The 19,948-nt window shown below is 68.5% G+C and carries 18 protein-coding genes; 7 read left to right on the forward strand and 11 right to left on the reverse strand.

Annotated elements, in window-relative coordinates:
- Positions 1-61: 61 nt before the first annotated feature.
- From rplI to rpsF, 4 genes are all read right to left on the reverse strand, one after another.
- Positions 62-508, reverse strand: coding sequence for a 50S ribosomal protein L9 (gene rplI / locus BLQ73_RS20755; RefSeq protein ID WP_093172400.1), 447 nt, complete (start codon positions 506-508; stop codon positions 62-64).
- Between the two features lie 18 nt (positions 509-526).
- Positions 527-763, reverse strand: coding sequence for a 30S ribosomal protein S18 (gene rpsR, locus BLQ73_RS20760; protein WP_061256131.1), 237 nt, complete (start codon positions 761-763; stop codon positions 527-529).
- 152 nt (positions 764-915) lie between these two features.
- Complete coding sequence (locus tag BLQ73_RS20765) at positions 916-1,512, reverse strand: single-stranded DNA-binding protein (RefSeq protein ID WP_093172402.1); 597 nt, start codon at positions 1,510-1,512, stop codon at positions 916-918.
- A 77-nt stretch (positions 1,513-1,589) separates the two neighbouring features.
- Complete coding sequence (gene rpsF / locus BLQ73_RS20770) at positions 1,590-1,880, reverse strand: 30S ribosomal protein S6 (RefSeq protein ID WP_093172404.1); 291 nt, start codon at positions 1,878-1,880, stop codon at positions 1,590-1,592.
- Between the two features lie 227 nt (positions 1,881-2,107).
- Between rpsF and BLQ73_RS20775 the strand changes: the two genes are divergently transcribed.
- Both BLQ73_RS20775 and BLQ73_RS20780 read left to right on the forward strand, forming a co-directional pair.
- Positions 2,108-2,419, forward strand: a complete 312-nt coding sequence (locus tag BLQ73_RS20775) for a hypothetical protein (RefSeq protein WP_093172406.1) — start codon at positions 2,108-2,110, stop codon at positions 2,417-2,419.
- 213 nt (positions 2,420-2,632) lie between these two features.
- A complete protein-coding gene (locus BLQ73_RS20780) occupies positions 2,633-3,388 on the forward strand; it encodes a deoxyribonuclease IV (RefSeq protein WP_093172408.1) in 756 nt (251 codons plus the stop codon).
- 149 nt (positions 3,389-3,537) lie between these two features.
- On the opposite strand, the gene BLQ73_RS20785 is transcribed toward BLQ73_RS20780, so the two are convergent.
- From BLQ73_RS20785 to BLQ73_RS20800, 4 genes are read right to left on the reverse strand one after another with little or no spacing between them, the layout of a single operon-like run.
- Positions 3,538-4,659, reverse strand: a complete 1,122-nt coding sequence (locus BLQ73_RS20785) for a glycosyltransferase family protein (protein WP_093172410.1) — start codon at positions 4,657-4,659, stop codon at positions 3,538-3,540.
- 19 nt (positions 4,660-4,678) lie between these two features.
- Entirely contained in the window at positions 4,679-5,935 is a 1,257-nt protein-coding gene (locus BLQ73_RS20790) for a mannosyltransferase family protein (RefSeq protein WP_093172412.1), read from the reverse strand.
- Positions 5,936-5,948: 13 nt separating this feature from the next.
- On the reverse strand, positions 5,949-7,286 hold the full coding sequence (locus tag BLQ73_RS20795; protein WP_143020359.1) for a glycosyltransferase family 87 protein: 1,338 nt from the start codon (positions 7,284-7,286) through the stop codon (positions 5,949-5,951).
- On the reverse strand, positions 7,286-9,979 hold the full coding sequence (locus BLQ73_RS20800) for a transglycosylase domain-containing protein (RefSeq protein ID WP_093172414.1): 2,694 nt from the start codon (positions 9,977-9,979) through the stop codon (positions 7,286-7,288). Before BLQ73_RS20800 ends, BLQ73_RS20795 begins: the two co-directional genes overlap by 1 nt.
- Positions 9,980-10,254: 275 nt before the next feature.
- Here BLQ73_RS20800 and BLQ73_RS20805 point away from each other — a divergent pair, with 275 nt between their 5' ends.
- Positions 10,255-10,953 (forward strand): helix-turn-helix transcriptional regulator, encoded by a 699-nt coding sequence (locus tag BLQ73_RS20805; protein WP_245691226.1) that lies wholly within the window; start codon positions 10,255-10,257, stop codon positions 10,951-10,953.
- Between the two features lie 46 nt (positions 10,954-10,999).
- Positions 11,000-12,079 (forward strand): inositol-3-phosphate synthase, encoded by a 1,080-nt coding sequence (locus tag BLQ73_RS20810; RefSeq protein ID WP_093172416.1) that lies wholly within the window; start codon positions 11,000-11,002, stop codon positions 12,077-12,079.
- Between the two features lie 142 nt (positions 12,080-12,221).
- Here the strand turns inward: BLQ73_RS20810 and idi are convergent, their stop codons facing one another.
- Positions 12,222-12,812 (reverse strand): isopentenyl-diphosphate Delta-isomerase, encoded by a 591-nt coding sequence (gene idi / locus BLQ73_RS20815; RefSeq protein WP_093172418.1) that lies wholly within the window; start codon positions 12,810-12,812, stop codon positions 12,222-12,224.
- Positions 12,813-12,939: 127 nt separating this feature from the next.
- Between idi and BLQ73_RS20820 the strand changes: the two genes are divergently transcribed.
- Positions 12,940-14,232 carry an MFS transporter gene (locus BLQ73_RS20820; RefSeq protein ID WP_093172420.1) on the forward strand — a complete coding sequence of 431 codons (1,293 nt, stop codon included), beginning with the start codon at positions 12,940-12,942 and terminating at the stop codon, positions 14,230-14,232.
- Here BLQ73_RS20820 and BLQ73_RS20825 read toward each other — a convergent pair.
- Positions 14,220-15,449 (reverse strand): adenosylmethionine--8-amino-7-oxononanoate transaminase, encoded by a 1,230-nt coding sequence (locus tag BLQ73_RS20825; RefSeq protein WP_176955574.1) that lies wholly within the window; start codon positions 15,447-15,449, stop codon positions 14,220-14,222. The genes BLQ73_RS20820 and BLQ73_RS20825 overlap by 13 nt on opposite strands.
- A 38-nt stretch (positions 15,450-15,487) precedes the next feature.
- The gene (locus BLQ73_RS20830; RefSeq protein ID WP_093172543.1) at positions 15,488-16,879 is read right to left on the reverse strand and encodes a CCA tRNA nucleotidyltransferase; all 1,392 of its coding nucleotides are present in this window, start codon (positions 16,877-16,879) and stop codon (positions 15,488-15,490) included.
- 249 nt (positions 16,880-17,128) lie between these two features.
- Here BLQ73_RS20830 and BLQ73_RS20835 point away from each other — a divergent pair, with 249 nt between their 5' ends.
- Both BLQ73_RS20835 and BLQ73_RS20840 read left to right on the forward strand, forming a co-directional pair.
- Positions 17,129-17,641: a YbaK/EbsC family protein gene (locus tag BLQ73_RS20835; protein WP_093172422.1), complete on the forward strand. Its 513-nt coding sequence runs from the start codon at positions 17,129-17,131 to the stop codon at positions 17,639-17,641.
- A gap of 37 nt (positions 17,642-17,678) precedes the next feature.
- Positions 17,679-19,868: a DUF6049 family protein gene (locus tag BLQ73_RS20840; RefSeq protein WP_093172424.1), complete on the forward strand. Its 2,190-nt coding sequence runs from the start codon at positions 17,679-17,681 to the stop codon at positions 19,866-19,868.
- Positions 19,869-19,948: the final 80 nt, after the last annotated feature.

Here is a 19,948-nt window from a genome sequence, read left to right on the forward strand (position 1 = left end):
TGAAAACGCGAAACGCGGTCGAGCCGGATGGTGGCTCGACCGCGTTGCGGTGACCGGAAGGTCAGGCGGAGACGACCTCGACGTCGAGGGCGGCGGACACCTCGGGGTGCAGCTTGACGCTGACCCGGTGGGAGCCCAGGCTCTTGATCGCGTTGGTGATCTCGATGCGGCGGCGGTCGAGCTGCGGACCGCCGGCGGCCTTGACGGCCTCGGCGATGTCGCCGGTCGTGATCGAGCCGAAGAGGCGACCGGACTCGCCGGCGCGGGTCTTGAGCTTGACCTTGAGGGCGCCGAGCTGGCCGGCGACCTCCTTGGCGGTGCCGAGGTCGCGGATCTCGCGGGCGTCGCGGGCCTTGCGGATCGAGGCGATCTGCTTCTCGCCGCCGCGGGTCCAGCGGATGGCGAAGCCGCGCGGGATCAGGTAGTTGCGGCCGTAGCCGTCCTTGACCTCGACGATGTCGCCGGGGGAGCCCAGGCCGGAGACCTCAGTCGTGAGAATGAGCTTCATGATTGAGACGTCTCCTTTCTAGCGGGCCGTGCTCGTGTAAGGCAGCAGGGCCATCTCACGAGCGTTCTTGATAGCGGTCGCCACGTCGCGCTGGTGCTGGGTGCAGTTGCCCGTCACCCGGCGGGCACGGATCTTGCCGCGGTCGGAGATGAACTTCCGCAGCAGCGCCGTGTCCTTGTAGTCGACGTAGGAGATCTTGTCGTGGCAGAACAGGCAAACCTTCTTCTTAGGCTTGCGCAGTGCCGGCTTGGCCATCGTGGTGCTCCTTTCAGAGCCCCGCCGGAAGGCGGGAATGGTCATTTCGGAAACTGATGGATTGTGGATCGGGCGTTCTCATCGGGGAATGAGGAGAACACCCGAGTGACCGGGAGGCCGGGAGCGCGGAACGGCGCTCTGGAAGCGGTGACCTAGAACGGCGGCTCGTCGCTGAAGTCGCCGCTGAACCCACCGCCCTGCTGGTTGCCGCCGCCGTAGCCGCCGCCTTGCTGGCCACCGCCGCCGAAGCCGCCGCCCTGCTGCTGGCCGCCGCCGTAGCCGCCACCGCCACCGTAGCCACCGCTCTGCGGTGCCGGGGTGGCCGAGGCCCACGGGTCGTCGGCGGGGCCACCGCCGCCGCCACTGAAGCCGCCACCCTGCCGGGCGGTGCGGTTGACCTTGGCGGTCGCGTTGCGCAGGGACGGGCCGACCTCGTCGACCTCGACCTCGTAGACGGTGCGCTTCTCGCCCTCTTTGGTCTCATAGGACCGCTGCTTGAGCCGCCCCTGAACGATGACCCGCATGCCACGCTGGAGGCTTTCCGCGACGTTCTCCGCGGCCTGCCGCCAGATGTTGCAGGTCAAAAAGAGGCTCTCGCCGTCTTTCCACTCGTTGGTCTGGCGATCCATGTATCGCGGAGTGGAGGCGATGCGGAACCGGGCCACGGCCTGCCCCGTCGGGGTGAAGCGCAACTCCGGGTCGTCGACGAGGTTGCCGACGATTGTGATCGTGGTGTCGCCTGCTGCCATGGCTCGCTTTCACCTTCCCGCACGGCTTTATATTGAGAGCTTCAGACTAGGACCAAGGACCGACAGAAAACCGGAGCTCAGTGCGCGTCGGGACGGAGCACCTTGGTGCGGAGAATGCCCTCGTTGAGGTTGAGCTGACGGTCCAGCTCCTTGACCGTGGCCGGCGTGGCGGTGAGGTCGATCACGGCGTAGATGCCCTCGGGCTTCTTCGCGATGTCGTAGGACAGCCGGCGGCGGCCCCAGACGTCGACCTTCTCCACGGTGCCACCGTCGTTGCGCACGACCTGCAGGAACTGGTCGAGCGACGGGGTGACGTTACGCTCATCGAGCGACGGGTCGAGGATGACCATCACTTCGTAACGACGCATGCGAACTGCAACCTCCTCTGGACTCTTGCGGTCACGACACCATGACGTGACAGGAGGACGCTGACGCCTGACACGGGAGAAAGGCCCCTTGTTGGCCACCCCCCGCGCTCCGGGTGACAACACACCCATCACAACGCAGCGCAGCCAGGCTACCAGCAGCCAGAGATGTTCTGTGCCTGGCCCAGAGGGAACATTTCATGAAGAATGCCATGTAGGGGGTGGTATCTATGTCGCATGTGCCTCGCCCCACGGAGAGCGAGTCGTTCAAATTCACGTTGAACTCCGATGGCCGCCCGCACCCGAGGGAGAACGTCACGGCCGTCGTCACCCTCCTCTGTGGGATCACAGCCCTCGTGACCGGTTTGATCCCCGTCGCGCACATCATCGCCTCCTGGGTGGGGGTGATCGGCTTCCTCGGTGGGTTCCTCTCGCAGTACATCTCGGAGACGACTCCGGAACGGTCCCTCAACATCATGGGAATCGTCGGTTCGTTCGTGGGAACCGCCCTGGGCATCTACCACGGGGGTTTCATCCCCTGAGCGCCGTCCCGCCGGAGGAGTCCCCGGCGGGCACAGGGGGGCGGGCACAGAGGTCCCTGCCGGCCGGAGCCCGTGAACGGCCCAGTGGAGGCACCCGGCGGAGGCGCACGGGCACACGGTGGAGGCGCACTGCGGAAGGACGGTGGAGGCCCAGCGGAGGCACACCCCGCGCGGCTTGGAACCGGAGGTCGGGGAGGGGTTAGGCTCACGGCCATGGTGCGCATCGGAGCTCATGTCGATCAGGACGACCCACTCGCCCACGCCGCGGCGCGGGGCGCCGACGCGGTGCAGTTCTTCCTCGGCGATCCGCAGGGCTGGAAGGGCCCGGTGGTCTCCGAGGGGGCTGCGCTCACAACGGCGGCCGATGTGGACGTCTACATCCACGCGCCCTATGTGATCAACGTGGCGACCGCCAACAACCGGATCCGCATCCCCAGCCGCAAGCTGCTCTCCCAGCACCTCACCGCCGCCGCCGAGCTCGGGGCGAAGGGGCTCGTGGTCCACGGCGGCCATGTGAACGCCGGCGACGACCCGCAGATCGGGTTCGACAACTGGCGCAAGGTGTTCGAGCGTATGGAGTGCCCGATTCCGGTGCTGATCGAGAACACCGCGGGCGGCGGCAACGCGATGGCGCGCAAGCTTGAGCGGATCGCCCGGCTGTGGGACGCGTTGGACGGCCTCGACGTGGGGTTCTGCCTGGACACCTGTCACGCCCACGCCGGCGGCGAGGACCTCGTCGACCTGGTCGAGCGGGTCCAGGCGATCACGGGCCGGATCGACCTCGTGCACTGCAACAACTCGCGGGACGCGTTCGACTCCGGGGCCGACCGGCACGCCAACCTCGGCAGCGGGCAGATCGACCCAGAGCTGATCCTCGCGGTGTGCCGGGCGGCCGGGGCTCCGATCATCGTCGAGACGCCCGGCGACGGGCAGGGCGACGACATCGCCTTCCTTCGCAAGAACCTCTAGGCGCGAGCCCCTGAGCACCCGAACCCCTGGGCGCGAGCCTCCGGGCGCGTCCCCAGGGTGACCGAAGCCCGCACAACCCGTTACCCACAGCCTGTGGATAACTTCCCTGGATTGCGAAGCCGCAGGAGTGGGTATAAGGCCGCCCCCGGTCACCCGGCCCAGGCCCCCTGCAGGAAGGCCAGTGTGTTCAGCACGAGAAGGGGGCCGACCAGCAGCGCATAGACGGCGAGCAGCCACGGCCGCAGCCGGTTGAGCCTCCCCGGTCGATCCGGCCTCGGGGTGGCGACCCGCCCGATCGCGATCCACAGCGGCCACCACAGCAGCGCGGCCCGGGGGATGGACAGGTAGTAGGCGGAGCAGACGAGCGCGCCCACCTGAAGCCCCACATAGACGAACTCGCTCCACCGACGCATGTACACCAGCCACAGCACAAGCCCCACGCCGACGACCGCGGCCGCGATCTCCAGCCGGAACGCCCAGGCGAAGATCCCGTCGCCCATGGCGGCGCTCCAGGTCGTGGCGAAGGACTCCCACGGCCACACGAGGCGGCGCCCCCACCCGGCTTCCTGGGCGTGGCTCCAGGCGAGCCAGTCACCTGTCCGGGAGTAGTGGTAGGCGGAGTAGGCGGCCAGCGGCAGGAACGGCACGGCCAGCCAGCCGGCGTCGCGCCAGGCGGGGCGTTTCGCCGTACAGAACTCCACGATCAGCGCGCAGGCGAGGAACAGGCCGGTGATCCGTACGCTGGAAGCCCCGGCCGCCAGCAGCCCCGCCCACATCCATTTCCGGCGGCGGGCGGCGAGCCAGGCCGGAATGGCGAACGCGAGGAACAGCGATTCGCTGTAACCGGCGAAGAGGAACACCGCGGTCGGGCATATGAGGAGGGCGAGAACCGAGCGCCATCCGGCTCCCGGCGGCCCTTCGAACTCGGCGAGTCTGGCGAGGGCGACCATGGCGACCGCGCCGGCGAGGAGGGAGATGAGCAGGCCGCTCAGCGTCCAGTCGGGAATCACGGAGTGGACCAGCCTCAGCGTCAGCGGCATGCCGGGGAAGAAGGCCGGCAGTCCTGGGTCGGGGGGACGGGCGGGATCTCCGTCGTAGCCGTGGCGGGCGATGATGGTGAGCAGTTCGGCGTCCCAGCGCCGCCAACGGTCGAGGAAGAGCCCAAGATCCTCCCCTTCCGCCAGGATGCCCGCTCCCACGATCGCGATCACCACCATGCCGAGGCGTGAGCCGAACCACAGGACGAGCGCCTCGCGCGCGGGAGTGATCATAGGGCGAGATTTTCTCTGGTCAACCGGCCCAGACGCCATGAAGAAACGCCAGCGCGTTCACCACCATGAGCGGCCCGGCCACAAGACCGTAAACCCACAATAGCCACGAATGCCTGCGGCACGCGCACGCCAGAGCGATCCACATCGGCCACCAGAGCAGCAGTGTGCGCGGTATCGACAGGTAGTAACTGGAGACGAGCAGCGCCCCCAACTGGGAGCCGGTGTATACGAACTCGCTCCACCTCCGCCGATAAAGCAGCCACAGCACAAACGCCAGGCCGACGGCCGCCGCGACCAGTTCCATCCGGAACGCCCAGGTGAATTTGTTGTCCATGAGAAAGGCGGATCGCACGGTGGTGAGAAAGGACTCCCACGGCCACACCAGGTGGCGTCCCCAGCCGGCTTCCTGCGCGTGGTGCCAGGCCAGCCAGTCGCCGGTGCGGACGAACTGATAAACGGAATACGCGACGAGCGGCAGGAACGGCACCGCCAGCCAGCCGGCGTCACGCTCGCCGGAGGACCCGGGAGACCTGTGAGACCCGGCGGAGCCCGCCGCGCCGCCCATCCGCCCCCCGGTGCCCGCTCGTCGCGTCACGGGGCTTTCCAGCAGCCGGGTGCCACCCGCCGAGCGACCGGCCCGGCGGGACAGGCGGGGTGCCGCGGCGCCGCGCCAGGTCCGGGCTTCCGCCCCTGCTCGGCGGGGCCGTGCCGTAAAAAACTCGACGATAAGCGCCAACGCGAGGAACAGTCCCGTGATGCGCACGCACGACGCCCCCGCTCCGAGCAGCCCCGCCCACATCCACCTGCGTTGCCGCGCCGCGAGCCAGGCGGGGATGGCGAAGGCGAGGAACAGGGCCTCGCTGTAGCCGACGAACAGGAACACCGCGGTCGGCGCGAGCACGAGGGCGAGAACGGCGACCGGTCCTGTGCCCTCGCCGCCCTCCCGGTCGGCCAGCCGCGACAGGGCGACCACGGCGACCGCTCCCGCGACAAAGGACAGCACCACTCCCGCCACCGTCAAGTTCGGTACGGCAAAGCCGACGACGCGCAGCGCAAGCGGCTGCCCCGGAAAGAACGCCGGGCTCGCCGGGTCCGACCCGTATCCGTGGGCGGCGATCCATTCGAGTTTGCGCACGTCCCAGTGGTGCAGCCCTTCCAGCAGGGGCGGCGACGCGCCACCGGCGGCGAGGAGGGCGACCCCCAGCGTCACGGTGAGCAGTATGCCCAGGCGGGAGGCGATCCAGATGATCAGCGCGGGTAGGTCCCTGTTGTTCACAGGGAGTTACGTATCAGCTCCGTGCTGTGATGAGCGGGAGGCGGTCGGGCGCGCCGTCGAAGACGCCGCCGGATCGGTCGTCGGACGGATTCTCGCGGAGGCCGTCCTTGTCGGGGCGCAGGATGTCGCGCACGACGAACGCCATCATGATGACGATCATGATGGCCCTGCCCCAGACCGCCGTGAAGTAGGTGGTGTCGGCGATGCCGAGGTGGGCGTTGCCTTCCTGCAGCCCCACGAGGTAGAGCCAGATCGCGAAGAAGTACCAGCATTCGGCGAGCTGCCAGAGCGCGAGCGGCTTCCAGTTGGGCCGGGCGAGCACGGCGAACGGCACCAGCCACAGCACGTATTGCGGGGACCAGACCTTGTTGGTCAGCATGAACGCCGCGAGTGCCAGGAAGACGAGCTGCATCAGCCGCGGCTTGGCGGGGGCGAACACCGTGAGGACGGCGATGCCCAGGCAGAGCGCGCCGAGGGAGACGATGCCGAGCGTGTCGAGCAGTGCCGGGTCGCCGAGCACCGGCCAGCCCCGCTGCTGGAAGAAGTACCAGAGGGAGCCCCAGTCGGCGGGGCGTTCGTCGCTGAAGACGTAGAACCGCTTCCAGCCTTCGAAGGCGAGCAGCATGATGGGCAGGTTGACGGCCAGCCATGTGCCTGCGCCGGCGCCGAGGGTCTTCAGGAACGGCCGCCACGTGCCGGTGCGCAGGGTGAGCAGGAACAGCGGGCCGATGAACATCAGCGGGTAGAACTTGGTGGCGACGGCGAGGCCCAGCAGGACGCCGGTGAGCACGTGGCGTTCGCGGGCCCAGGCGTACATCGCGCCGAGCGCGAGGGCGCCGGCGGCGAGGTCCCAGTTGATGTACGCGGTGAGGATGACCGAGGGGGCCAGGGCGTACCAGAGCGTGTCGCGCCGCCCGCCCGGCCCGGCCAGCGCGGCCATGAGGACGACGCCGACGACCAGGCAGAGGGCCATGAGGATGACGGTGACGTCGTAGAAGGCCACGGCGGGATCCGCGGAGCCGCCCACCAGCCGGCGGAAGAACTCCATGATCGCGCCGATGCCCACGGGGTATTCGACGGGGTAGTCGAAGTAGGGGATCTTGCCCTCGTTGAGCTTCTCCATCCACCACAGGGGATAGATGTCGGTGTAGCAGAAGTTCGTGAACTGCAGCGTGCCGTTGTTCCACGCGCCCTCGACGCGGCACGGCCACTTCCACAGGTAGGCCAGCGCCGCACCGAGGACGGCGAGCAACGCGAAGGGGATGAACGGCGCGAAGTTCGCGCCGAATCCCTCAAACCTGGAAACGCGTTGTTCGCGTGGCTTCTCCTCCAGATCCCCGGTGACGGACATCACTGATCACGCCGTCGAGCCGCCGGGGTCTCGTTCTTATCGTTCTTATCGTTCTTGTCGTGGACGGCCTTATCGTGGGCGGCTCTGCCGCCCATTTGGAGGTCTTCCGTTCCACCGGTGTCACCCGAGCCCGAGTCGCCCCAGGAATCGCCGTCGTCGGGGCCCTCGTCCCAGGGGTTGCCACGGTCGCCGTCATCCCAGGGGTTGCCGCCGTTGTCCTCCCACTCCTGCGGAGGCGGGGTCGGCTTCGGCAGCGGCCTCGGCACGAGGTTCTCGTCCATCCCGACGTTGGCCCGCGGGGGGAACTGCTCGGCGGGGAGCCCCTTCATGGCCTCCTGCATGAAGACCTTCCAGATCGCCGCGGGAACGGAACCACCGGAGATGCCATTGAGCCGAACCTCCTCCGGGGTGACTTTCCCGGTCTTGGGGTCGCGCTTCTGCACTTCCTTGTACATCCCCACCGCGGTGGAGAGTTGCGGGGTGAAACCGACGTACCACGCTTCCTTGTTGTCGTTGTTGGTGCCGGTCTTGCCTGCGGTGGGACGGTCGGGGAGCACAGCTCCCTTACCAGTGCCGGTCTTGACGACCTCCTGCAGCGCCACCGTAGCGTCGGCGGCGGCGTCCTCCGAGATGACCTGCTTGAACGTGGTGTCTTCTTTAACGACGACACCGCCGGATTCCCTCACCTCGGTGACCACATGCGTGTCGTAGTGCTTGCCTTTGTTGGCGAAGATCGAATAGCCGCCCGCCTGCTCGATGGCGGTGACCGGGCTACTTCCAATGCTGATCAGGTACTTGTGCTTCGCCAGGGAGACTTCAAGACGCTTGCGATCGAGTCCGGCATCGACGGCGATGTCGACCACCTTCTCAAGGCCGACCTTCTCCGCCATCTTCGCGAACGATGTGTTGATCGATTGCGCGGTCGCCTTGATGACGTCGGCACCGCCGTTGCCCATCGAATGGTCGTTGTCGATAGGTGACGTGTCGGGCAGATTCACGGGCCCCTGGGTGGGGGTGTAGCTGTTGAGGCTGTAGCCCTGGTTGAGCCAGGCGGCGAGAACGTACGGCTTGAACGCCGACGCCGCCTGCTTCTGCGACATGAACGCCTCGTTCCACTGCTCCTTGAGGTAGTTGGAGCCGCCGTAGAAGGCGAGGACCCGACCGTTCCTGGGATCGACGGCGGCCAGACTGGTCGTCACGTCCTTGCCGAAGTTGCCCTGGGAGCGCACCGCGGTCTCCGCGGCGTCCATCAGTCGTTTGTCGAAGGTCGAGTAGATCTTGTAGCCCTTCGTCGCCACGTCCTGCTCGGGTATGCCGCGCTTCTCCAGTTCGGCGAGGACCGTGTCGACCATGTAGCCGACCTTGCCGCCGTAGACATTTCTCAGGCGGTGCTTGATGCGCTTCGGGGCCTGCGGATGTGTCGTCTTGAGTTCGCCGTATTTCGCGGGGTCGAGGAGGGCGAGCCCGTCCAGGGCGTACTCGTAGCGCTCCTGGGTCGGGGCCAGGTTGCCCTTCTCCTCCGCCGTGTCGAAGGCGCCGGGGTTCTGGATGCGTCCAGCGAGGTAGGCGGCCTGCTGCACGGTGAGCTTGCCGACGTTCTTGTTGAAGTACGCCTGGGCCGCCGCCTGGATGCCGTAGGCGCCTCGCCCGAAGTAGATGGTGTTGAGATACTGCGCAAGGATCTGCTCCTTGGACAGCTCATCGTTGATCTTGACCGAGATGAAGATCTCCTTGACCTTGCGCTCGATCGTCTGCTCCTGGCTGAGCCCCTCGTAGTAGTTGCGGGCCATCTGCTGGGTGATGGTCGAGCCGCCCTGCATCTGCTGCCCGGACAGGGTGCTCCACACCGACCGGAACATGCTGCTGATGTCGATGCCCGAGTCGGTCCAGAAGTCGCGGTTCTCGACGCCGATGACGGCGTCCTGCACATGCTTGGGGATCTGGTCGAAGTCGACCAGGGTGCGACGCTTGCCGATGCGGGCCATCGCGGTCTTCTTGTCGCCGTAGTAGATGACGCTGCCCTGGGATACGGCGTCGTTCTGCTCGACCTTGGGCACGGGGGTGTTGATGTAGGCGACGATCACCATGCCGAAGACCCCGGCGGCGAGCACGGTGGCACTCGCCACGACGATCTTCCAGTTGGGGATGAATCGCTTCCAGCCCTGCCTGCCCCCCTCGGCGCCGTCGTCGGGCGCCGCGGGGCCTCCCGGGCCTCCCGGACCGCCCGGCTCTCCGGGCCCTCCCGGCGGTACGGGACCGTCCGCGCCGCGCCGCGCCCGGCGACCGCGTCCCGGCCTGTCGCCGCTCCCCGCCTGGGCGGCCATCATGGCCTGCGTGTCCTCGAACTCGGCCTCCGGCCTGCGCCTGCCCTGGCGGTCGCCGCCGTGCGGCCCGCCGTGCGGCGAGGCGCTCTGGGCCGTGCCGTACGGCCTGGCCTGCGGTCTGCCGCGAGGATCGGTGGTGGCCTGCCGGACGCCGTCGTCGGCGCGCGGCGGGGGGCTGCCGAGGGGGCGGCCGGGCGGCTGCGCCTCGGGGGACCCCCATGCCGCCTGCGCGGACTGACGGCCGGGCCGCCCCTGGGGTTCGCGCGGCGTGCCGCCGGGGGTCGAGCGTCGACGCCTTCCCGGGCGAGCGGCTCCTTCGGCGCCCTCGGGGCGTCCGCCCGACTCCGGGCCAAAGTTGCTGTAACTCACGTGATCCTCGTCAGTCATCGGATGCTGTGGGGGGCAGGCGACGGCACAACGATCGCAGACCTCCGCCGCGGAGACCCGGAATTCACGTAATCATGAGCCATCTGGGGGGCTCCCGCGACGAGGGCTCGTTCTGACCACATGCGCGCCACACTAACGGTTTTTTACCAATTGCTCCCAACCCCTTGAGGATCTCGTCGATTGCAGCCGTATGACGGGGCGACGTATCCTGCAGATGTATCGGCCCGATACATCGGAGCGAGAGGGGGGCGGTTCGAGTGACCGGCGCGAAGAGCAACGTGCTCGAACTTGCCGTGCTCGGATCGCTGCACGAGACCCCACTGCACGGCTACGAGCTGCGCAAACGACTCAATGCCCTGCTGGGCATGTTCCGTGCGTTCTCGTATGGCTCGCTCTACCCGTGCCTCCGTCAGCTCCTGACGGACGGCCTGATCGTGGAGGAGCAGCCGCCCACCGCGGAGAGTGTGACCCCGCTCACGGGACGGCGATCGAAGATCGTCTACCGACTCACCGCGGATGGCAAAGAGCGCCTTCAAGACCTGCTCACCCAGGCCGGGCCCTCCTCATGGGAGGACGAGAGCTTCGGTGTGCACTTCGCCTTCTTCCGCCACACCGAGGCCGAGGTTCGCCTGCGCATCCTCGAGGGGCGTCGCAGCCGCCTTGAGGAGCGCCTGGACAGCGTCCGCACCGCGCTGGCGCGGACGCGTGAACGGCTCGACCGCTACACGCTCGAACTGCAGCGCCACGGCCTCGAAGGGGTCGAACGCGAGGTGAGGTGGCTCAATGAGCTGATCGCCACCGAGCGGCGAGGTGCGAGCCAGGCGGCTCAGACGGGACCGACAGGACAAGAAGGGCAGGCAGGGCGGACAGGGCAGCAGGGGCAGGCGGGTCCCCCCGGATCCGCCGGGCCCAGGGGTGAGGCGGCGAGTGCGGATCACACCGCGACACATGAATGAGGGTCAGAACCTGACCATGGAAACGAATACGTAAGGGGCGAGTGCGATGGGTTCGGTGCGCGTAGCCATTGTCGGTGTTGGCAATTGCGCGGCGTCGCTGGTCCAGGGCGTGCACTACTACAAGGACAGCGACCCGGCGCAGCGAGTGCCGGGCCTGATGCACGTGCGGTTCGGCGATTACCACGTCGGTGACGTTCAGTTCGTCGCGGCCTTCGACGTCGACGCCAAGAAGGTCGGGCGTGACCTGTCTGAGGCGATCGTGGCCTCGGAGAACAATACGATCCAGATCTGCGACGTGCCGCCGCTGGGCGTCACCGTGCAGCGTGGCCACACCTTCGACGGACTCGGTGAGTACTACCGGGAGATGGTCGAGGAGTCCGACGAGACGCCCGTGGACGTCGTCCAGGCGCTCAAGGACAGCGGGGCCGATGTCCTGGTCTCCTACCTGCCGGTCGGCTCGGAGGAGGCCGCTCGTTTCTACGCCCGGTGCGCGATCGAGGCGAAGGTGGCCTTTGTCAACGCGCTGCCGGTGTTCATCGCCTCCGACCCCGAGTGGGCGGCGAAGTTCACCGAGGCCGGAGTGCCGATCGTGGGCGACGACATCAAGTCGCAGATCGGGGCCACCATCACCCACCGGGTCATGGCCAAGCTGTTCGAGGACCGCGGTGTGGAACTGCTGCGCACCTACCAGCTCAACTTCGGCGGCAACATGGACTTCATGAACATGCTGGAGCGCAAGCGCCTCCAGTCCAAGAAGATCTCCAAGACGCAGTCGGTGACCTCGCAGATCCCGCACGAGATGGGCAAGGCCGACGTGCACATCGGCCCGTCCGACCACGTGCCGTGGCTGGACGACCGCAAGTGGGCCTATGTCAGGCTTGAGGGGCGTTCCTTTGGCGACACCCCGCTCAACCTGGAATACAAGCTTGAGGTGTGGGACTCCCCCAACTCGGCCGGCGTCATCATCGACGCGGTCCGCGCCGCCAAGATCGCTATGGACCGCGGGATCGGCGGCCCGATCCTGTCGGCGTCGTCCTACTTCATGAAGTCGCCTCCGGTGCAGTTCTCCGACGACGAGGCCCGCGAGTCCGTCGAGGCGTTCATCCGCGGCGAACGCGACGACTGACCACGACCGATCACAAACTGATCACGAATTGACCGCGACTGATCACGGCTGACCGCGGTCTCCGTCGGCCCCACCGCCGACGGCGCACGTACGGCACAAGCCCGCTTATCCGTGGGGATAAGCGGGCTTGTGCCGTACAAGGTCAGGCGCCGGCCCGGGCCGCCGACGGCAGAGCCGCGGGGTCGGCCGACGGCCAACTCAGCGGGTCGCTCCCGAGCGCGGTGAGCAGCGGCACCTGCTCCGCGCACCACGGGGAGATGTCCATCTCGCCCGATACGACCTCGCGTGCGAAGCGCGTCCACGGCACCCAGTTCACCGCGTCGACCTCGTCGGGGTTGGGCGTGGCGGGACCATCCGTATGCACGCGGTAGACGGGGCAGATCTCGTTCTCCACGGTCCCGTTGTCCATGACGGCCCGGTAGGAGAAGCCCGGCAGCACCAGGTCGACGCTGCTGACGGTGAGGCCGAGTTCGTAGGTGAGCCGGCGGGTCACCGCATGGTGCAGCGGCTCGCCGGGGAGGGGGTGGCCGCAGCAGCTGTTCGTCCACGTGCCCGGCCAGGTCGGCTTGTGCGTGGCCCTGCGGGTCAGAAGCACCCGCCCCTCGTCATCAAAGACATAGCTCGAAAAAGCCAGGTGAAGAGGGGTGTCCGGCCCGTGTACCGACTTCTTGGGAGCTGTGCCGATCGCGTTTCCCTCGCCGTCGACCAACACGACAACTTCGTCAGTAGTCACCCGACCGAGGTTACGTGACTAAATAGCTTCATTCCCACCCTTCATACCTGTCGAAAAGCTGGGACGTTCCCCCACGAACGCCGAACGGTTTCCCCGCACCGCGTGACCCGGCGCGTAGGCTGACCGCGTGTCCTACGTCTCCGACCTCCGTCTGATCCTGCGTGGCCGGGACTTCCGGCGTCTGTTCGGCACCCGGCTGGTCTCCCAGTTCTCCGACGGGATCTTCCAGTTCGGAGTCGCGGGCATGGCGTTCTTCAGCCCCGAGACCAAGACCTCCGCCGTCGATGTGGCGATGGGGCTGGCGGTGCTGCTTCTGCCCTACTCCGTGCTCGGGCCGTTCGCCGGGGTGTTCATCGACCGGTGGTCGCGGAGGCAGATCCTGGTCATCGCGCCCGTGATCCGCGCCACGCTGCTGCTGGTCGCGGCCGGGCTGCTCGTGGTGGGCGCCCCCGACGTGCTGTTCTACGGCACGGCCCTCTGCGTCCTCGGGGTCAACCGGTTCTTCCTCGCCGCACTCGGCGCGTCGCTCCCGCACGTGGTGCCGAAGGACCGGCTGATGGTGGCCAACGCGGTCACCCCGACCTCGGGCACGGTCATCACGTTCGTCGGGGTGGGCATGGGGTTCGCGCTGCGCCAGACCCTCAGCGGCGGCCACGGCGGCACGGCCGCGATGATGATCATCTCGGGGGTGGTGTTCGGCCTCAGCGCCCTCATCGCCTCACGCATGGAGCGCTCACTGCTCGGCCCGGCCTACGACCCCTGCCGCCCGCAGGTGCGCGAGGCGCTCCGCAACGTGGTGCGCGGCCTGATCGACGGCGCCCGCCACATCGCCCACCGCCGCGCCGCCGCGGCGGCTCTCGGGGCGATGTCGACACACCGCTTCATGTACGGCATGTGCACAGCGATGATGATCATGCTGTACCGCTACCACTTCTACCCGGCCGACACCGAGGCGGCGGTCGCCGGCGTCTCCCTGGTGCTGGGGGTCTCCGGCGTCGGCTACTTCCTGGCCGCGCTGATCACGCCGTGGGCCACGGAGCGGTTCGGGTTGACGAACTGGGTCCCGATCGCGCTGATCGGTGCGGGGGTGCTGGCGTTCGCTCTGGCCTCCCCGATCCAGGAATGGCTCATGCCGGTCGCGGGCTTCGTGCTCGGACTCGCCGGCCAGTCCGTCAAGATCTGCGCCGACACCGTGGTGCAGCGCGACGTCGAGGACGCCTATTTGGGCCGGGTGTTCTCGATCTACGACATGCTCTTCAACGGCGTCTACGTCGCCGCGGCCGCGTTCGCCGCCCTGCTGCTCCCCGCGGACGGCAGATCCCTGCTGGTGGTGGGGCTCATCGGGCTGGGTTACGCGCTCGGCGGGGTGGTCTACCGGATGGTGGCGCGCACGACGGTCACGGCGGCTCAGAGCGCCTGAGCGGCGGCGACCATCGCGCCGGTGATCCGGGTGACGTCGGCGGGTTCGGCCGCGTAGGGCGGCATGGTGTAGATCAGCCGCCCGAACGGCCGGAGCCACACGCCGTGGTCCATCGCGACGCCCTGGACCCGCGCCACGTCCACCGGCTCGCGGGTCTCGATCACGCCGATCGCCCCGAGCACGCGCACGTCCTTCACCGCGGGCAGCCCGCCTGCGGTGGCCAGCCCCTCGACCAGGGCGGCCTCGATCGCCTTGACCTCCTCGCGCCACGGCCGTTCGGCCAGCAGGTCGAGGGACGCCTGCGCCACGGCGGCGGCCAGCGGGTTGCCCATGTAGGTCGGCCCGTGCATCAGCACGCCGATGCCCTTCGCCACCCGCTCGGTGCACAGGGTGGCCGCCATGGTCATGTAGCCGCCCGTCATCGCCTTGCCGAGGCACATGATGTCCGGGCGGATCCCGGCGTGGTCGCAGCCGAACAGCTCGCCGGTGCGGCCGAACCCGGTGGCGATCTCATCGGCGATGAGCAGAATGTCGTGCTCGTCGGCGAGCTTCCGCAGATGCGTGAGATAAGCGGGGTGGTAGAACCTCATGCCCCCGGCGCCCTGCACCACGGGCTCCACGATGATCGCGGCCAGCTCGCCCGCGTGCCGTTCGACCGTCTCGGTCAGCTCGGCGAGGTAGTCGTCGCGCAGCTCGCGCGGCGGCTCGCCGGCGAAGACGTGCCGGGGCAGCATGTCGGAGTACAGGTGGTGCATGCCGTTGACCGGGTCGCAGACGGCCATCACCCCGAAGGTGTCGCCGTGGTATCCGCCGCGCACGGTCATCAGGCGGCTCCTGCCGGAATACTGCACCGCCATCTTGACGGCCACCTCGACCGCGACCGACCCGGAGTCGGCGAAGAACACCTTGGGCAGGCCGGTCATCTCCACCAGGGTGCGCGCCAGCCGTACGGCGGGCTCATGGGTGAGCCCGCCGAACATGACGTGGGCCATCGCGTCGAGCTGGTCACGGACGGCCTGGTTGAGCCGCGGGTGGTTGTAGCCGTGGACGGCCGACCACCAGGAGGACATTCCGTCGAGGAGCTCGCGCCCGTCGGCGAGCGTCAGCCGTACGCCCTCGGCCCGGACCACCACCTCGGCGGGCACCGCGGCGGGCACCGCCGTATAGGGGTGCCACACGTGTTCGCGGTCGAAGGCGGCGATCTCCCCTGGTGTCACGTGCACACCCTAGGTCAGGCCCTTTCACGGGCCCGACCTCACCCCTCCCGCGCGGCGGCCCACTCGCGCAGGGCCTGCGCCGCGGCCTCCTTGCCGATGAGGCCCTTGTCGAGCCGCATGTCGTAGAGGAACTTGTAGGCGCGGCCGACGGCGGGCCCCGGGGGGATGCCGAGGATCTCCTGGATCTCGTTGCCGTCGAGCTCGGGGCGGAGCTTGGCGAGCTCCTCCTCCTCGGCGAGCCGCGCGATGCGCTCCTCAAGCTGGTCGTAGATGCGCGAGAGCACCTGCGCCTTGCGCTTGTTGCGCGTGGTGCAGTCGGCTCTGGTCAGCTTGTGCAGACGGTCGAGCAGGTGGCCCGCGTCGCGCACGTAGCGCCGCACGGCGGAGTCGGTCCACTCGCCCGTGCCGTAGCCGTGGAACCGCAGGTGCAGCTCGACCAGGCGGGCGACATCGGCGACGACGTCCTTGGGGAAGCGGAGCTCGCTCAGGCGCTTCTTGGCCATCTGGGCGCCGACCACCTCGTGATGGTGGAAGGACACCCTGCCGCCGGGCTCGTGCCGCCGGGTCTTGGGCTTGCCCACGTCGTGCAGGAGGGCCGCCCAGCGCAGCACGCGGTCGCAGCCGTTCTCCTCAAGGTCGATCGCCTGCTCAAGCACGATCAGGGTGTGCTCGTAGACGTCCTTGTGGCGGTGGTGCTCGTCGATCTCCAGCCGGAGCTTGGGCAGCTCGGGCAGGACGTGGGCCGCGAGCCCGGTGCCCACGAGGAGGGCGAGGCCCTCCCTGGGGTGCGCGCCGCAGATCAGCTTGTCGAGTTCGTCGCGGATGCGCTCGGCGGAGACGATCTCGATGCGGTCGGCCATCGCGGTCATGGCCTCGACCACGGGGGCGTCGACGGTGAACCCGAGCTGGCTCGCGAAGCGGGCGGCGCGGAGCATGCGCAGCGGGTCGTCGTCGAAGGAGCGCTCGGGCGGCCCGGGGGTGCGGAGCACCTTGGCCGCGAGGTCGGTGAGGCCGCCATAGGGGTCGACGAACTCGTGTTCGGGGAGCGTCACCGCCATCGCGTTGACGGCGTAGTCGCGGCGTTCGAGGTCGCCTTCAAGGGTGTCTCCGTAGACGACCTCGGGCTTGCGCGACTTCGGGTCGTAGGACTCGCTGCGGTACGTCGTGATCTCCAGCAGCCAGTTGCCCTTGCGCACGCCGACGGTGCCGAAGTCGATGCCGATCGTCCAGATGGAGTCGGCCCAGTCGCGGACGATCTCCAGCACGCGCTCGGGCCGCGCGTCGGTCGTGAGGTCGAGATCGTTGCCGATGCGGCCGAGGAAGACGTCTCTCACGGAGCCGCCCACGAGGGCGAGCCTGTGGCCGCGCTCAGCGAAGAGCTTTCCCAGCTCATCGGCGGCGGGGGCAATCCTCCTGAACAGGTCGTTCATGGCGGTTTGCAGGCTGTCGGTCAGATTCGAGTCAGACAAGCTGGGTAGATCCTTCGGTTACGGAACACAATTCCCCAGTGGAACTTATGAGGAAGAAGTGCATGGACTGAACTTGGCTGCCGATCTAGCCCCAGCTCAGCGGGTGAGTGCGGTCCAAAGATGGAACATTCTCTCGGAACCGCCCGCGATCACCAGGTTATGGCTGGAAAGTGGACCCACCTGGTCACAGGGGAACCGGGGGGTACATCGGTGAAGGACGCCCTTGCCATCCACCGCTGGCTCCTCGCGCACCAGGTCCACCATGAGATCGTACGCCTTCCTCATCCCTTGACGTGTGCCGACGACCTACCCGAGACCTTGCGCGTGCCACCCGGGATGTGCGTCGGCGTGACCGTGTTCGACGTCACCTCGCACACCGGCCGAAACCCGGTCGCCGTGGTCGGCCCGGTCTCCTCGCCACCGTCCCCAGGGGTGATATGCCTTCTGCTGTCGGCGCAGCGGGTGCGTACGGCATCGGCCTTCGCGATCAACGCCGCGACGGACTACGCCGCGGGCCTGGTGTGCCCGCTGCTGCTCCCCGACGACCTCCCGGTGCTTGTGGACGAGCGCATCGGCCAGGTGCCGGAGGTCCACACTCCCACAGGCGAACGCCGTACGGCCCTGTCGTTGAGCTCCACCGACCTGCTCGCGCTCGTGCCGGGAAAGTCCGTCGATCTCACCCCCGCGCCCGGCCCGGCCACGACGCTGCCGGTGGCCCACTGACCGCGGCCCCCCCGCGGAAGGCCATACGATTGCGGGCGTGCGCCGTACTCCGCCCCGGGCCGGCACTCAGATCCGCAAGGCCGCGCCGCTCGTTCTCCTCACCACCGCGTTGCTCGCTCCGGCAGCCGTGGTGGCGGCAGGCATGGGCGCGGCGGGCCCCGCCAAGGCGGTGGGTCCCGCCTCGACCCGGGCCGCGAACACGATGCAGCTCGTCGTGGAGTCGATCACCCCCGACGCGCCGCGCGAGCCGCAGACCGAGATCAAGCTCTCCGGCACGATCGCCAACGGCTCGCAGACGCAGCTCTCCAACCTGCGGGTGCGCCTGCGCTACGGGTCGCGCCCCTTCACGAGCCGCGTGGAGATGGAGAGCTATCAAATCGGGCAGGGCGTCTTCGACCAGGCGTCGCTCAGCGCGATGACGACGGTCCCGCTGATGGAGCCGGGCGGCAAGCAGTCCTGGGAGCTCACGATGACCCCCGCGGCGATGCGGATGTGGTCCTTCGGGGTCTACCCGATGGCGGTCGAGGTCGTCGACTCGGTCGGGCAGCAGCTCGCGATCCAGCGCACCTATGTGACCTACGCGCCGAAGAACACCCCGGTCCAGCGCACCCGGCTGGCCTTCGCGCTCCCCGTCATCGACCAGCCGCGCCGCGCCGACGACGCCAACTTCGCCAGCGAGGGGCTGCGGAGCGCGATGAACGGCTCGGGACGGCTGGCCGACCTGCTCAAAATCGCCCAGGGCACCGGTGGGGCCAAGGGCGTGACGTGGTTTGTCGACCCGGCGCTGCTCGACGACGCGCAGGCCATGTCCAAGCCCTACTGGGTGAAAAATTCCAAGTTCACCGGCGACCGGCCGGCCGAGCCGCTGGCCGCGTCCTGGCTCGCGGGCATCCGCACCGCGCTCGCCGACCAGACCGTGTTCGCCACGCCGTACGCCGACCCCGACGTGGCCGCCCTCGCCCACAACGGGCTGGACTCCGCGCCGGCCACCGCGCTGCGGCTCGGAGACGAGGTCGCGAGCTCGATCCTGGGGCGTGAGATCGAGACATCCGTCAACTGGCCCGTGGGCGGCATGATCGACCACGACACGCTGGACGTGCTGGCGGTCGGCGGGGTGCGCACGGTGCTGCTCAACCCCGACAACGTGCCCTACACACCCCCGGTGGGCGGCCTCGCGCCCACTCCGGCGACGCCGCACGCCGCCACCACGCTCGACAGCGTGACGGGCACCGTGAAGGGCCTGGTCACCGACAAGGCCTTGAGCTCCCTGCTGGAGCCCGAGCACGGGGCGGCGGGCGCAGCCGTGCTCAACCGGCAGCGGTTCATCGCCGAAACCGCGATGATCACGGCCGAGCAGAAGGACCGGTCGCGTGCCGTCGTCGCCGCGCCGGCGCGGCGGTGGGCCAACCCCGACTCGGCTTTCATCACCGACCTGGTCAAAACGGTCGCCTCACTTCCCTGGGTCACGCCCGTCAAGCTCGACTCGATCAAACCCGACAAGGCCGCCCCCGTGCCCCGGGGCGGCTTCGTCTACACCGATCAGGACAGGCGCGGCGAGCTCAGTAAGAAATATCTCGAGTCCGTCCGGCAGGTCACCAACCAGGCCGGGCTGACCACGCAGGTCACGTCGGCCGACGACAAGCAGGTGTTCGAGCGCGCGCTGCTGCGGATCACCTCGTCGGCGTGGCGGGGCCGTACGGCGATGGCCGGCACGCTGGTCAAGCAGGTCGACGCGGCCGTGGACACCCGCATCGGCAAGGTGAAGGTCACGGGCAAGGAGCGTCCGCGCACCCTGGCCGGCAACGACGGCTTCGTGCCGATCAGCATCAAGAACGACACCGGGCACCCGGTCGTGATCGACGTCGACATCACCTCGGAGACCCCCGAGCTGCTGACCATCGAAGCCTACGACGACGAGCGGCGGCAGACCATCGGAAAAGACCACATCGGCATCATCCAGGTGCCGATGCGTGCCAAGCCGAGAAACGGCGACGCCGTCGTCGCGGTGCAGCTCCGCACGATCGACGACGAGCCGTACGGCGAGCCGGTCAAGCTGACCGTGCGCACGACGGGCTATACGGGCATCGCCCTGGTGATCGTGGGCGGCGGTGTGGCGGTCATGCTCGCCGCCATCGTGCTGCGCGTGCTGCGGCGGCGCTCGCAGAAGCGCATGGCCAAACTCGGCGCGCGCGGTGAGACGCGCAGCGAGGCCAGAGCGCGGTCCTGACGCGGGCGGCTTCGGGCGTCAGGCATGTCCACTCACCACTCGGCCCCGGAACACGGGCTGTCACGGCACGGAAGGAGACG

The sequence above is a fragment of the Sinosporangium album genome, assembly GCF_900100605.1.
GTDB lineage: Bacteria > Actinomycetota > Actinomycetes > Streptosporangiales > Streptosporangiaceae > Sinosporangium > Sinosporangium album.

Excerpts from the sequence above, each read along its gene's own strand:
- rplI (WP_093172400.1), bottom strand. The coding sequence starts at position 508 with ATGAAGCTCATTCTCACGACTGAGGTCTCCGGCCTGGGCTCCCCCGGC.
- rpsR (WP_061256131.1), bottom strand. The coding sequence starts at position 763 with ATGGCCAAGCCGGCACTGCGCAAGCCTAAGAAGAAGGTTTGCCTGTTC.
- BLQ73_RS20765 (WP_093172402.1), bottom strand. The coding sequence starts at position 1,512 with ATGGCAGCAGGCGACACCACGATCACAATCGTCGGCAACCTCGTCGAC.
- rpsF (WP_093172404.1), bottom strand. The coding sequence starts at position 1,880 with ATGCGTCGTTACGAAGTGATGGTCATCCTCGACCCGTCGCTCGATGAG.
- BLQ73_RS20775 (WP_093172406.1), top strand. The coding sequence starts at position 2,108 with ATGTCGCATGTGCCTCGCCCCACGGAGAGCGAGTCGTTCAAATTCACG.
- BLQ73_RS20780 (WP_093172408.1), top strand. The coding sequence starts at position 2,633 with ATGGTGCGCATCGGAGCTCATGTCGATCAGGACGACCCACTCGCCCAC.
- BLQ73_RS20785 (WP_093172410.1), bottom strand. The coding sequence starts at position 4,659 with ATGATCACTCCCGCGCGCGAGGCGCTCGTCCTGTGGTTCGGCTCACGC.
- BLQ73_RS20795 (WP_143020359.1), bottom strand. The coding sequence starts at position 7,286 with ATGTCCGTCACCGGGGATCTGGAGGAGAAGCCACGCGAACAACGCGTT.
- BLQ73_RS20810 (WP_093172416.1), top strand. The coding sequence starts at position 11,000 with ATGGGTTCGGTGCGCGTAGCCATTGTCGGTGTTGGCAATTGCGCGGCG.
- BLQ73_RS20830 (WP_093172543.1), bottom strand. The coding sequence starts at position 16,879 with ATGAACGACCTGTTCAGGAGGATTGCCCCCGCCGCCGATGAGCTGGGA.